At 57.6% G+C, this 14,482-nt stretch carries 8 protein-coding genes; 5 read left to right on the plus strand and 3 right to left on the minus strand.

Annotation, left to right across the window (positions count from 1 at the left end; all coding sequences use genetic code 11):
- Window positions 1–4: 4 nt before the first annotated feature.
- Window positions 5–562: a class II aldolase/adducin family protein gene (locus H6973_00885; GenBank protein ID MCP5124223.1), complete on the minus strand. Its 558-nt coding sequence runs from the start codon at window positions 560–562 to the stop codon at window positions 5–7.
- A 290-nt stretch (window positions 563–852) separates the two neighbouring features.
- On the opposite strand from H6973_00885, the gene H6973_00890 reads away from it, so the two are divergent.
- Window positions 853–2,130 (plus strand): patatin-like phospholipase family protein, encoded by a 1,278-nt coding sequence (locus tag H6973_00890; GenBank protein MCP5124224.1) that lies wholly within the window; start codon window positions 853–855, stop codon window positions 2,128–2,130.
- Here the strand turns inward: H6973_00890 and H6973_00895 are convergent.
- A complete protein-coding gene (locus H6973_00895) occupies window positions 2,108–2,740 on the minus strand; it encodes a TetR/AcrR family transcriptional regulator (GenBank protein MCP5124225.1) in 633 nt (210 codons plus the stop codon). The genes H6973_00890 and H6973_00895 overlap by 23 nt on opposite strands.
- A gap of 145 nt (window positions 2,741–2,885) precedes the next feature.
- Here H6973_00895 and H6973_00900 point away from each other — a divergent pair, with 145 nt between their 5' ends.
- Window positions 2,886–4,553, plus strand: a complete 1,668-nt coding sequence (locus H6973_00900) for a long-chain-fatty-acid--CoA ligase (GenBank protein MCP5124226.1) — start codon at window positions 2,886–2,888, stop codon at window positions 4,551–4,553.
- A gap of 177 nt (window positions 4,554–4,730) precedes the next feature.
- On the opposite strand, the gene H6973_00905 is transcribed toward H6973_00900, so the two are convergent.
- Entirely contained in the window at window positions 4,731–9,974 is a 5,244-nt protein-coding gene (locus H6973_00905) for an alpha-2-macroglobulin family protein (protein ID MCP5124227.1), read from the minus strand.
- Between the two features lie 176 nt (window positions 9,975–10,150).
- Here H6973_00905 and H6973_00910 point away from each other — a divergent pair, with 176 nt between their 5' ends.
- The 3 genes from H6973_00910 (at window position 10,151) to H6973_00920 (ending at window position 14,404) form a co-directional block, all read left to right on the plus strand.
- A complete protein-coding gene (locus H6973_00910; protein MCP5124228.1) occupies window positions 10,151–10,954 on the plus strand; it encodes an RNA pyrophosphohydrolase in 804 nt (267 codons plus the stop codon).
- A 93-nt stretch (window positions 10,955–11,047) separates the two neighbouring features.
- Window positions 11,048–13,312 (plus strand): phosphoenolpyruvate--protein phosphotransferase, encoded by a 2,265-nt coding sequence (ptsP, locus tag H6973_00915; protein ID MCP5124229.1) that lies wholly within the window; start codon window positions 11,048–11,050, stop codon window positions 13,310–13,312.
- A gap of 129 nt (window positions 13,313–13,441) precedes the next feature.
- Window positions 13,442–14,404 carry a cation transporter gene (locus tag H6973_00920; protein ID MCP5124230.1) on the plus strand — a complete coding sequence of 321 codons (963 nt, stop codon included), beginning with the start codon at window positions 13,442–13,444 and terminating at the stop codon, window positions 14,402–14,404.
- Window positions 14,405–14,482: the final 78 nt, after the last annotated feature.

The raw sequence follows: 14,482 nt of genomic DNA on the forward strand, positions 1-14,482 counted from the left end.
CTGGCTAGATTTTGCCGGCCTGCTGGGCGATGAACGCGGTTTTCGCTGACAATTCCAGCGAACAGGTCCATTTATAAGCCAGATTGAGGCTGTTCGCGCAGGCATAGACGCCATGACCGCGCACCACGGCAATAGGATAGTCCGCCAAAATCTCCGCGACCATGTGCGGTGAACGGGCTTCATATTCGTCATAAGGAATGGTCAGCACCGGCACACGGCTGAAGTATAGCTGCCCTTCGAAATCCGTTGGCACGAATTCCTCGTTGTCCATGGTCATAGCCACCGAGTAGGGACCGTGACTGTGCAGGATCGAGCAGGCGTCGGGATTCGCCTGGTAAACCGCCTGATGCAGGCGGGCATCCAGCGATGCGCCCTTGCCGATCGCGCCATCAAGGCGGCATTCAACCAGGTCGCCACTGCTGAGAGTGTCGGCGCAGCAACCGGTGGGGGTGACCCAGAAAAGGTCGCCGTCCCGGATCGAGGCGTTGCCGCTGTGGGAGTCGTTAAGACCATACTGGCGCAGCCAGTGGTAGTGTCGAACCAGGTCGTCTTTGCTGTTCATAGGGTTCGGAAGAGAGTGTCCATTCTTTTGTCGGGAAAAATGATTAACGCGGTTAATGCTATAGGCGAGGAAGGACCCGCCAAAAGGAATTATGATAACAGGATGACAGGGAAAGGTGGGGTATACCTCGGCTACTCACCACTTGCCGTAAAAAATACCGTGGCCAATTTATCAAAGTTCCTTGTAATCCATCTGTTTAGAATGTACTCGTTCGACCTTGGTCCGAGTCGATCGGTTACCTGACAAGATCACGGTTAGCGCGATCATCATGAAACATTGCTGGAGGCCCTATGCTTGTCACTCAACCGGAAAGCAAGCAGCGTCAGGCCAGCGGTCCTCGCATCGGGCTGGCCATCGCCGGCGGCGGACCGGTGGGGCTGGTCTATGAAATTGGCGCATTGCGCGCGCTGGATGAGGCGCTGGAGGGCATTGATTTTAATAACCTGGACGTTTATGTCGGGGTCAGCGCCGGCGCCGTGATCGCGGCCCTGCTGGCCAATAAACTCAAGACGGGCCAGATGTGCCATATTTTCATCAGCAACGAATCGGAAGAGCATCCGCTTGATCCCCGGATTTTTCTGACGCCGGCCTTTGGCGAGTACTGGCGGCGATTGGCGTCCATACCCGGATTAGTGTGGGAATCGTGCTGGCATTATTTCAAAAATCCCATGGACTTGAATTTCTTGCAGTCGCTAACCCGGTTAGGGCGAGCGCTGCCGTCGGGTTTCTTCGATAATGAACCCATTCATCATTATCTGACCCGGTTATGGAATACGCCTGGCTGCACCAATGATTTCCGTCAACTAGCGAATAAACTCTACATTGTGGCGGTGGATTTGGATACTGGCGAATCGGTGAAATTCGGTGCGCCCGGCTACGATCAGGCGCCGATTTCCCGGGCGGTGCAAGCCAGCAGCGCGTTGCCGGGACTGTATCCACCAGTGGAAATTGATGGCCGCTATTTCGTCGATGGCGCATTGCTCAAGACCATGCATGCTTCAGTGGCGCTGCAGGAAGATCTGGATTTATTGTTCTGCCTGAATCCACTGGTGCCGTTCGATGCCCGACTGGCTGTTGCCGCTGGCCGACCTACCCAGGTCGGACGACTCGTGGAAGGGGGGTTGCCCGCAGTATTGTCTCAGACCTTCCGGGCGCTGATCCATTCGCGCCTGAAAGTCGGGATGCGTCAATACGATAGCGAATATGAACATTCGGATATCGTCCTGTTCGAGCCGAATCGCGACGATCCCAAGATGTTCTTTACCAACGTCTTCAGTTTCTCGGGCCGGCGCTGGGTCTGCGAACACGCTTATCAGACTACCCGTCAGAATTTAATCAATCGCCGGGAAGCGCTGGAACCCATCCTGGCCCGGCATGGCATCCGGATGCGCATGGACGTATTGGAAGACCCCGATCGATGCTACTACAGTAGTCTGCGCAATCAGCGAGGTTTGGCGGCGCCCGCGGAATATCGCGGCCCGATCGTGAGTCACTTGCACTCGGCGCTGGACCAGTTGGAAGAGATGGTGGCGCAGCAAGACAGGATCAACTCAGGTACTCCCGGCTGATCTGCCTTAGTAATTCGCGGGCTTCGCCTTGCAAAAAGGGCGCAACCAGTGACAGCACCTGATAAACGCCCATTGCCAGATGGTCGCTTTCGTTGCTCTGGCCTGCGACCGGGGCGCTGATGCGCTGGAAATTCAGCCAGTAGGTGGCAATCACGGCAATATTGCGGGACAGTGCGGCAATATCCTCGCTGGAGGCGTCCATAACGCCGGCCTCGATCAAACCCTTGCAGATCGTGGCGGCGGTGCTGACCTTGCGCCCCAGAATGCGCCGGAAGTGAGTGCGCAGTTTCTTATTGCGGCTGAGCAGATTGTCGAGGTCGCGGTAGAAAAACCGATATTCCCAGATATTCTCGAACACCAGGTGCAGGTAAAGCCACATATCTTCCATATCGGGCACGCGCCGTTTCGGAACTTGTAGGACTGCGCCCATCCGCCGCTCGAACTGTTCAAACAGCAGCCAGATGATGTCATCCTTGTTGCGAAAGTGGTAGTACAAGTTACCGGGGCTGATATCCAATTCATCGGCAATATGGTTAGTCGTGATGCGTGGTTCGCCATATTCATTGAAGAGTTGCAAACTGGTTTGCAAAATGCGATCACGGGTTTTCATAGGGACTAGCGCAGGTTCAGAAGAAGACATCGGATGACGGATATCGTGAGTGAAGTGAGTGAAATTACCATCCATTGTGGTTGAATGCGAACAGTTGTCCAGAGTGGCGTCACCCAGGAAAATACGACAGCGTGAGGAGAAGAAAATGGAAAAAATCTGGCTGAAAGAATATCCGCCGGGCGTACCCGCGGACATTGATCTAAATGAGTTTGCTTCGCTCAAGGACATTCTGGAAAAGAGTTGTCAGCGCTTTGCCGATCTGCCGGCCTATTCCAATATGGGGGTAACCCTGCGTTATCAGGATATTGATCGCCTGAGTCGTGATTTTGGCGCCTGGCTACAGGGCCTGGGATTGGGCAAGGGCGAACGGGTCGCCATTATGATGCCCAATACCCTGCAATACCCGGTCGCGCTCTTTGGGACGTTACGGGCGGGGTTGACGGTAGTGAACGTCAATCCGCTCTACACCGCGCGCGAGCTGGAGCATCAACTCAAGGACTCCGGGGCCAGCGTTATCGTTATCATCGAAAACTTCGCTCACACCTTGCAGGAAGTGCTGGATAAAACGCCGCTCAAGACTGTGGTAACCACGCAGTTGGGCGATCTGTTCCCATTCCCCAAACGGCCGCTGGTTAATTTTGTGGTCAAGCAAGTCAAGAAAATGGTCCCGCCCTGGCGCATTCCCGGCGCGATTCCGTTTCAACGGACCCTGACGGAAGGCGCGAAACGATCTTTGACTGATGTGCCGCTGACCCATGACGATCTGGCCTTCCTGCAATACACTGGCGGCACTACCGGCGTGTCCAAGGGCGCGATGCTGACTCACGGCAACATGGTAGCGAATCTGCAACAGGCTTCCGCCTGGTTAAAGCCCTTTTCCAAACCCACGGAAGAGACGATTATTACCGCCCTGCCGCTCTATCATATCTTCTCGCTGACGGCTAATTGCCTGACGTTTATGAAAGTCGGCGGCCATAATATCCTGATCACCAATCCCCGCGACATGCCAGGCTTCGTCAAGGAGTTAAGTCGCACAAAATTTACGGTGATGACCGGAGTCAACACGCTGTTCAATGGTCTGCTGCACACCCCGGGTTTTGAGCAACTGGATTTCAGCTCCTTCAAAATCGCCCTGGGCGGCGGCATGGCGGTGCAACGGGCGGTGGCGGAAAACTGGAAGAAAGTGACCGGCACGCCGCTGATCGAGGCTTATGGCCTGACTGAAACCTCGCCTGCCGCCTGCATCAATCCCCTGACCCTGCCGGCCTACAACGGCAGCATTGGCTTGCCGATTCCCTCGACCGAGTTGTCTATCCGCGATGAGGAGGACCAGGAGCTGGGCATTGGGCAAGATCAGGTGGGCGAGATTTGTCTGCGAGGTCCGCAAGTCATGCGTGGTTACTGGCAACGACCCGAGGAAACCGCCAAGGTGATGACCTCGGATGGTTTTTTGCGCACGGGTGACATCGGTTATGTGGATGAGCGCGGCTATGTCCGGATCGTGGATCGCAAGAAGGACATGATTCTGGTGTCGGGTTTCAATGTCTATCCCAATGAAATTGAAGACATCGTCATGTTGCATCCGGGGGTTGTGGAGGCGGCGGCGGTGGGCGTGCCAGATGAGAAATCCGGTGAGACGGTCAAGATCGTGGTCATCAGGAAGGATCCAGCGCTAACGGCTGATTTGCTGATCGAGCACTGTCGTCGGCATCTGACCAATTACAAGGCGCCGCGTCACGTCGAATTCCGCGATGAGTTGCCCAAGAGCAACGTGGGCAAGATTCTGCGGCGGTTGCTGCGCGAGGAGCATTGAAAGACTGCGCTAACTCTGCGCAGGTAAGGCGACGCGCAATCAATATTCTTCAGTTATACTGTTACAGTTTGAACTTTTTTAGCAGGTATAGAGTGGATTAGCGGTAACCGTTCACTCCCTTACCACGGCCCTCTCCCTCATGCATGAAGGAGAGGGAATTAAATGCTTACGATTTAATTACTCGACCTTCACCACCCCCATCGCGCCGCGCCCAAACTGCCACGGTTTATACATATCCTCCACATATATTGCCGGTTGCTGATACACGCCCGGCGTGACTGCTCGCGCCAGATAGGCCAACGTGAAGGATCGTGCATTGCCCTGATCGATATCCAGCGCCGCCACGAAACGGTCGTCGCGGATTTCGGTGTGCAGAGTCGTGGTGAGTTTCGGCAACCAACCGATGTCAGTGGTCGATGCGCCTTGTCCGATCCGGGCGTTCTCGATCTCTAGCCCCGCCGGCAGCAAATCCACGACCAGCGCCTGTTGTCCTTCATTGCCCTGCGCCTCGCCGGTAATGACCGCGACCAGCAGATCGTTCTGGCGAATCTGCCCAGGTTCGACTTCCTTGCCGGTGCGGGTGTAATAGCGACGGGTAATGGTGAACCCCTCGCGGGCCGGCGGTTGGGCCACCGTCGGTACGCCGCTGCGATCTAGCACCGTCCAAGCCGGTTGTTCGCCTTGATTGACTATGACGATGCCCTTGATCAACTCATCAATACCCGGCTTGAGGTAGAACGGATCGCTGGCGGTTGCCTGACCGTTGACGCTCAACTTGAGCGTCCCGGTCTGTTGCAACAGCGCATGCGCCGCCAGCAACAGCCAGGCTTGTTCCTGGGTGCTAGTGTAGCGACGCTGATTGAAGTCCGCAGCGACTTCTTCGGCTAACTGAGACACTTTTTCAGCCAGCAGTCCCGATTCCGCCAGTAACGCCAACAACGCCGCTCGGTCACGTAGGAGACTGCCGTAATCGCGGATCGTGGTTCGATCAGTCCGGTTCAGCGCCGCTGTGAACGCCTCTTTAGCCCGCTCCAGCTCGCCATACCGGGCCAGCGCCGAACCAAGTTGCGCCTGCGCCAGGGCGCTTGGCATCTTCTGCAAATAGTTGTCATGCAGGTAACGCAAATCACCGATGGCGGCTTTCTGCTCGCGGGCCAGCACATACAGCTGATAGGCCCGCCAGCCCAGATCCTTGTCGTCAAAATCATCGGTGCGCAACCGTTCCTGCAGATGCTCCAGACCCCGTTTCCAGGCGTTTTCGGGAACCAGGTACTTCGCCTGCCGGGCGCGCACGATGAAATCCATGGCATAAGCAGACAACCAGTCTTCAACCGGACTGTCGGGACCCCAGAGACCGAAACCGCCGCCGGCGTCCTGCATGGTCAGAATGCGCTGAATGGCCTCTTGCACCCGTTCCCGCAAACCGGCCACGGTCGCATTTTGACCGGCCCAGACTTCGGCGACTTCGTTGAAATCAATCAGTGGCAACGCACGGCTGGTGGTTTGCTCCAGGCAGCCATAAGGATAACGATCCAACTGGGCCAGCAGTTCCGGGACGTTGAGATTGGGGCGACTGGCGACGCTCAGGCGCACTCGGCCGGTACCCAGCAGGTAGCCATCCAGCAACTCGCCACCCAGTCGCAAAGTTTCCCCTGGATTCAGCCGTTTTGCCGTGCGCTCGGTTGCCAGGTTCTGCGCCGGGCGCACCCCGATGTCGGATTGCCGAACCAGATTGAAACCGTTTGGTCCTTCCACATGCAGCCACACTTGGCCGGCACCGGGCTTCAAACCTCGCAGGGTAAACGTGCGACTCTCGCTGTTCTGCACGGCGGAATCTGCGACCGTGAAAGTGAACGCGGCGGCTTCAGTCACCGCCACCGCGCCATCGGCGCTCAGATGAATCGAGTAGTCACCGGGTGGAGCGCTCAGGTTCTGCACCGTCACGTTGATCTGGCTTTGATCATCCGGGGCCAGGAAACGCGGCAGATAAACTCGCGCCACCAGCGGATCGCGCACCAAGGGCGCAACTTCGGCGCGACCGAGCCGGTTCTGATTCCAGGCGACCGCCATCAACCGTACCTGACCGTTGAAATCCGGAAGCTCCAAGGGAATCTTCGCCTGACCCTTGGCGTCTAGCGCCACTGGGCCGGAGAACAACGCCAGGGTTTTCACCGTGCGAATTGCCGAGGGATCGAGTTGCCGGCTTTCCGCGTCGCCGCCGACTTTCAGCGCGCCGGGCCGCCCACCTGGTTCAATCAGCTTGCCGTACAGATCGAGCAATTGCATCCCCAGACGACGCTTGCCGAGGAAGTAGTCGACCGGGTCGGGCGTGGTGAAATCGGTGAGTTGCAGGATGCCTTCGTCCACTGCTGCGACCGTCAGATAAGCCGGTTGACCGGGTTCCAGCCCGGTGACGGTGACGGGCAGCTCCACGGTTTGACGCGGCTTCCATTCCGTCGGCGCGTCCAGGGTGATGTTCAGCGTCCGCGCTGCCGGGTCCAAACCCAGCCAGGCGACGCCAATGGCGCGACCCGGTCCGCGTGGACTGACGGAACGGGCGGTTCCCGCATTGCTACCGGCCTGAGTGGGAACGCGGAACGCCGTAGCGGTCAGGTAAACCCCCGGCCCCCATTCGGCGGGAATCGGTAGCTCCACCGTCGCGCCCTCTTCGGGAATACTGACCGTTTTGCTCAGCCATAACCGGTCGCCGACGACGTTCAACAGCACTTCACCGGCAAAGGGCGCGCGCAGGAAGACCTTGGCGGTTGCACCGGCTGGATAGCGCAGCTGATCCAGCGTGACTTTCATTTGATCCGGGGTGTCGCTCCCGCCGGGTGTTTCAAACCAGCCGACATTGAAGCGCACACTGGAGGCCACGCCGGTTTGCGGGTCCAGCACATCCAGCCGATAACGCCCCCAGTCCAAACCGCGTTGCGTCACGACCACGGGCTGTCCAGCGGCGATATTCAGGGTCTGGCTGGCGACGGCCGCGCTGTCGCGAATGATCAGCTTGTAGTTCCAGCGGCCTTCGTTGTAGTACCAGTAGTATTGATACTCCTCACGCACCAGCTTGGCGTTCAATCCACCTTGCGCCTGCGCCTGACCCAGCGCGTCCACAGCGATGACCTCAAATGTTGCTTCCTGGCCGATTTTGACGCCGCCATCGCTAAAGCGCGGCTTGACGCCAATAGCGAAGGGCTGAATCCGGTAGGGCAGGTCAAGGCTGCGGGTCACGGGCCGACCGCCGGGTTCAAACAGTGAGACGCGCACCTGAGCCAGCAAGGGGCGTGTGGTATCCGGTTTCTCGTTCAAACTGACTTCCGCCTGCGCTTTACCCTGATCATCGGTGCCGGCCAGAACGACCGGAAAGCGTTGCGCAGTCCAACTGTCTTGCGCTAATCCGAAACGATAGCCGGGGAAGGCCGGGTAGGGATCAGCGTCCTCGCGCAGCACCAGTTCGCCCTCGGCCTTGAGATTGGCCGCCGGCGCGCCGTACAGAAAGCGACCGTTGATGTCCACCATTACCGGTTCACCCGGTTTCAGCACCGAAGCGGTGGAACTCAGCTCTAGCTTGAGCCGCTGCGGCACGAAATCCTCGACTTGAAAACGCACCTCGCCCACCGGTTCGCCCTTGGGATCAGTATAGGCTTTGACCGTCCAGATTCCGGTGCGCGCGTTCAACGGCATCGGGAGGGTGGTGTGATAGCCGCCCAGCGCCGGGTTGCCGGGACGCAGTTGGGTGGATTCCACTTCATCCGGGCGAAAGACCTTTAAGGTCAGCGGCGCTTCCGGCAACGCATAACCCCGGCTATCACGAATCAGGGTCATTAACTCTACGGTTTCGCCGGGCCGGTAAACGCCGCGTTCGGTATAGAGGAATGCATCGACCGCCCCTGGCGCAGCGCGACCGGCAACGCCCCGGTCACTCAGGTCAAAAGCCGGTCGAGTCAAATCGAGAAAGTTGTAGTCGCCGTCGCCAAAGGCCATCAGCGCCGCCGGCTCCCGTCCGCCCTCGCCGCGCAACAAACCTGGATCGAGTCGGGCATAGCCTTGGGCATCAGTAGTCGCCGCGCCCAGTTCGCCATTATTGCGGGCATACAATCGCACATTGACCCCGGCGACCGGCTGGGCGCTGGACAGGGAGCGGACAAAGATATGCAGACCATCGTTGCCGCGCATGGTGAACAGCCCCAGGTCGGAAACCACCAGCCATTGCGTGGCCTGGTTCTCCCAATTGTTATCCGCGTCTTCCTTGACGGATTGCGCGGCGACGATATAGATGCCCGGCTGCGGATCGCGCAGAATTTCGCTGATCGGCAGGGCGGTAGTGACTTCCTGGTTACGCTCGCCGCTGGCCAAGGTCAAAACGCCTTCCCAGATCTGCTCGCCAGAGTTTTTAGCGATGGCGTTCAGATCGTAGCCGTCCAGCAGCTGAGTAATGCGATCCCGCTCGATTTCCCGCAGCAGATTCCGGTCATTGATGCGCAACACCCGCACCCGCGCCTGATCCATATTGACGCTGGTCAGCGGTAGTTGCTGAGAGCCGGTTCTCGGCAGGACATAGGTCGCGCCCCGGAACCCCAGAGTCGGCTTGCGGTCTTCGACCTTGGCGGTGAATTCCTGAGTGACGAGGGTTCTCTCGCCGCTGGCCGCCGGGATGCCAATCCGGGTCTTGATGATGTAGCTCTGGCCGTGACTGAAACCCTCCACGCACAATTGCCGCTCTTCGGGCGTTACCACCGGCTGGATAGCGGGTTCAATGACCAGATAATCCTCATAGTGCAGTTGCCGACCCTTAGCCAGGTCATCGGAGAAATTCAGACAAACTTTGGGCATCGCGCTGTCCGATTCCACGTCAACACCCTTGATCTGGAAGGCGTTGGCATTCACTAGATCCTGATGGCGTTTGGCGATGCGCGGATTATCCTCGATTTCCAGGGCTTCACCGTAAGCAGCAATAGCTTTCTTCGGTTCCTGGTCGCGGTCATACAATTCTCCGAGCCGGAACAGGGCGCGTGCGCGTTCGAGTGGGGCGTTTGCGGCTTGCAGGGCGTTCCAGGCGGCTTGTTCCATGCGCTGCCGCGAGCGTTGCCGGATTTCATAACCGGCGTTGTTTTTTTCCTGATGTTGCGCCTGATTCTGCCAGATTTGACTGAGCACCAGCCAGGTCGCGGTCTGGCCGGCCCCGGCGAGAATCGCGGTCTCATAGTGAGCAATAGCGTCCACCCAGTTTTTCTTCTGCGTTTGCTGCTCTGCTTGTCGCAGCAGGACAGAGACGGACTGACCGGCGGGATCGCGGCCATCGCGGATCGATTGCAGATATTGCGCCGCAGCAACGGCCAGTGGCGTATCCTCAAGCGCATAGGCGCTGAAAGAGAGCAGCCATGCCAGCAGAAAAATCGGGTACCATAAGTAACGCATCGTGAATCGCTCCTCGAAACAAGGGTTGCGAACGGGTCAGAGAACGGAAAAATTGCGGACTGGATGACTGAATAGCATAGCGGCTTCGTGGGTTTGTGATAGTCAAAAGCGCTGCGTTGTGAAAGAATAAAAAAGAATAAATATGAACAATCCATTTCAAACTGTTGGTTTTCACCGTGATCGACTCGGAGGGTTATCGGCCAAACGTCGGCATCATCCTGTGCAATGCAGAAGGACGTCTGTTCTGGGCGAGACGAATTGGGCAGCATTCCTGGCAGTTTCCCCAGGGCGGTATCCGACGGGATGAGTCGCCTGAGCAGGCCATGTTCCGCGAACTGGCTGAAGAAGTTGGTTTGCGCCCGGAACATGTACAGGTGATTGGCTCTACCCAGGGCTGGCTGCGCTATCGGTTGCCCAAGCGACTTGTCCGTCATGGGTGTCGCCCGCCCTGCATTGGTCAGAAACAGGTCTGGTTCCTGTTGCGTATGCGTTGCAGTGAGGATGTTGTGCGTCTGGATTTGTCCGAACATCCCGAGTTTGATCTCTGGCAGTGGGTCGATTACTGGTATCCGTTACACGCCGTGGTGGCGTTCAAGCGCCACGTTTACTGGCGAGCCTTGCATGAGCTGGCGCCGTTTCTGCCGGTTGCATCGTCACCCCGGCGATCGTCCGCGATCCGGCGCATCGAGTCTGTCTTATGCGATCCACCAGACCGGGAAACCTGGTCATCTCCGATCCGATCCCGAAGTATTGAGCCGCCGCGCGCTAACGCCAGCATTCAGCAGGTAACAGTTCTGCAAATGCGCCAGATGGAGAATACCCAGAATCCGGTCATCACTCGAATGGTCGTTGCGACCCGGCGTTGCGCCTTGGAAAAAGCTGTTGCTTCGCCAGCGCTTGATTTTCCGGATACGGTGGTTCTGGATGACAGCCAGGAGGTTCGACCGCCGCATACTGCTATGGCCAGCCGGCGCCGATAGCCCCCGCTTTGAGAAAGTAACTTCATTGATAGCTATATTTTAAAAAAAGCTTGAACGGTTTCTCAGTCTCTGTTGCCTGTTGAGGACGGCTCCATGCTGGATATTCTGCGGCGCATCGTGCAGGACATTAACGCCACCCGCAATCTGAGCGAGGCGCTTAATCTGATTGTGGTTGAAGTCAAGGGCGCTATCCATACTGATGTCTGTTCGGTGTATATGACGGATCATACACGCGGCGAACATGTGTTGATGGCTACCGATGGCCTGCGACCCGGCGCGGTCGGCAAGGTGCGACTCAAATTCGATCAGGGATTGACCGGACTGGCCGCCAGTCGGGCGGAGCCAGTCAATGTCGATAACGCTCCCGCCCACCCCGCCTTCCGTTACATCGCCGCCACCGGTGAAGCGCCCTTCCACGGATTCATCGGCGTACCCATTATCCGCCGGCGCAAGGTGCTGGGCGTGTTGGTGGCGCAGCAGCGCGAACAACGCAAGTACACCGCTGATGAAGAGTCCTTTCTGGTCACCCTGGCGGCGCAATTAGCCGGCTGCATCACTCAGGTCGAGATCCGCCAAGCGTTGGAGCGTTTGGGCGATGACGCCTTGTCCGGCACTCTGTTTCTTGAAGGCGTGGCCAGCGCGCGAGGGGTCGCATTGGGCGAGGCGGTTGTGGTGTTTCCCGCGACCGCGCTGGAGCGGGCGCCTGATAAGGATATTGATAATCCCGAAGCCGAGGCCGCGCGCTTTCGCCAAGCTGTAGCGGCGGAGCTGGCGGAATTGCAGCGTCTTAGCGAGCGAATGCGTTTGTTGCTGTCCGCCGGCGACCGAGCCTTGTTTGACGCCTACGCTCTGTTGTTGAGCAGCGACAGCCTGGTGAATGGCACCCTGGAGCGAATTCAGGCCGGTAACTGGGCGCCGGGTGCGTTGCGCGCCACCGTGCTGGAATACGCGAACATCTTCGCGGAAATGGACGATCCCTACCTGCGCGAGCGCGCCGCCGATATCCTTGACCTTGGGCAACGCCTGCTCGATCGTTTGCAGGACGAACAGATCGTCAACCGTGACTATCCTGACAATACGATCCTGATGGGCGATGAGATCAGCGTTTCGCAATTGCTGGATGTGCCCCAGGAAAAGATCAAGGGCCTGGTTTCAGTACGCGGCACCAGCACCTCGCACGTTGCCCTCCTGGCGCGAGGATTGGGCATTCCGGCGGTTTTTGGGGTCAGTAATCTGCCGCCAGGGCGTTTGAATGGCCGTGAAGTGGCGGTGGACGGCTATACGATGCGGGTGTGCATCCAGCCCAGTCCGCCGCTGCGCCAGGAATATTTGAAGCTGATCAATGAGGAGGCTGAGCTGTCGCGCGGCTTGCAGCATCTGCGCGATCTGCCGGCGGAAACGTTGGATGGCCATCGCGTCGATCTACACGCCAACTCTGGGTTGTTCGCTGACATCGCCGCTGCGCGCAACAGCGGTGTGCAAGGAATCGGGCTGTATCGCTCGGAATTGCACTTTTTCCTGCGCGACCGCTTTCCGAACGAAGAAGAGCAGACCACCATCTACACGCGGGTGCTGCGCATCATGGATCCGCATCCGGTCGTGTTGCGCACCCTGGATATCGGCGGCGACAAGCCCTTGCCTTATTTTCCGATCGCTGAACAAAATCCATTCCTGGGCTGGCGGGGCATTCGGATCAGCCTGGATCAGCCCGACTTGTTCAAGACTCAGTTACGCGCCATGCTACGGGCCGGAACCGCTTATGCCAATCTGTCGATTCTGTTGCCCATGATCAGTACGGTCAGCGAATTGCGGGATGCCTTGGATCTGTTGAACTGCGCCAAGGAGGGATTGCAGGAGGAGGGGGTTCCAGTGCGGATGCCACCGATTGGCATCATGGTTGAGGTGCCTTCCGCGGTTTGGCAGATTGATCAGCTGATTCGTATGGTCGATTTCGCCTCGATCGGCAGCAATGATTTGACCCAGTATCTACTGGCGGTGGATCGAAACAACGACCGAGTGGCCAAGCTGTACGATTCCCTGCACCCGGTGGTGCTGGCGGCAACCCGTCATGTCATCGAACAATCACGCGCGGCGGGTCGGCCCATCAGCGTTTGTGGCGAAATGGCCGGCGATCCGGCGGCGGCGCTGCTCTTGCTGGCGATGGGCGTGGACAGTCTGAGTATGAATCTGGGCAGTTTGCTCAAGATCAAATGGATGATTCGCAGTATCCGTTATGAGGAAACCCAGACGCTGCTGGCTGAGGTTCTTGAACTCGATACGGCGGCCGCCATTCGGGAACGCGCTAATATCTTTCTCGATCAGCAGGGCCTAAGCGGGTTGTTGCGGGTGGGGAAGTAGGCGATGCTGGCCAGCAGCCTAACCGTCTTAACGCCCTGTCAGCCAATACAAAGACCTAGCCGCTACTCTTGTGATGGTGCTTGTGATGTCACAGGCTAACGCCCGCCTCCCCCTGACCGCTTTGAGTTTATGCTTGGGACCAACCTAAGAGGCTGTACAAAAGCGCCTCTCAATCTTTCAGGAAAAGGCGTGTCCGAGAGTCACCATCATCAAATCGGCAATTATCATCGCGCCTTTGCGATAGGGATTGCCTTGAATATCATTTTTGTCGTCGTCGAAGCCGGTTATGGGATGTTCTCTGGCTCCCTGGCGCTGATCGCGGACGCAGGACATAATTTAAGCGATGTGCTCAGCCTGCTGCTGGCGTGGGGCGCAATCCTGCTGGCGAAAAAAGCCTCAACGGAAAAAAGAACCTATGGATACCGCAAGGTCACCATCATGGCGTCGTTGACCAGCGCTATCCTGTTGTTCATTGCGCTTGGCGGGATTACATGGGAAGCGATGAGTCGTTTTTTTAACCCAAAGCCGGTCGAAGGCATAGTTGTCATTCTGGTTGCAGCCATTGGCGTTGTCATCAACACATTAACTGCTTTTCTTTTTTTCTCTGGCCAGAAAAGTGATTTGAATCTCAGGAGCGCATTTCTGCATATGGCGGCGGATGCAGGCATTTCGCTCGGCGTCACTATCGCGGGCCTTGTCATCATGATCAAAGGCTGGCTATGGATCGATCCGGCGATCAGCCTCATCATTGTCGCCGTGATCCTGGTGGGGACCTGGAGGTTGCTCCAAGATTCGATCGATCACGCCATCGACGCCGTGCCCGAAGGCATCGACATGGCCGGAATCAAGCAATATCTCACCGGCCTGGAAAATGTATCTCATCTCCATGACCTACATGTTTGGCCGCTGAGCACGACTGAAGTCGCTCTGACGGTCCACCTCGTGGTGAACGACGACTCGGCGAGCAATCATTTTCTAAGAGAACTTCAGGATCATCTCCACGACCGCTTTGGCGTAGAACACTCCACGATACAGGTAGAAACAGCAGGCACTGAGAATCATTGCCTGTTGGACAGGGAAAAATGCATATAAAAATAGTGGGCAAGGGGTTCTCATACAGCTTCTAATTCAAACCTGATGGACGGTGGGTCTAATCACCCGCTAAAAGCG

It is taken from the genome of Gammaproteobacteria bacterium, assembly GCA_024235095.1.
Taxonomy (GTDB): domain Bacteria; phylum Pseudomonadota; class Gammaproteobacteria; order Competibacterales; family Competibacteraceae; genus UBA2383.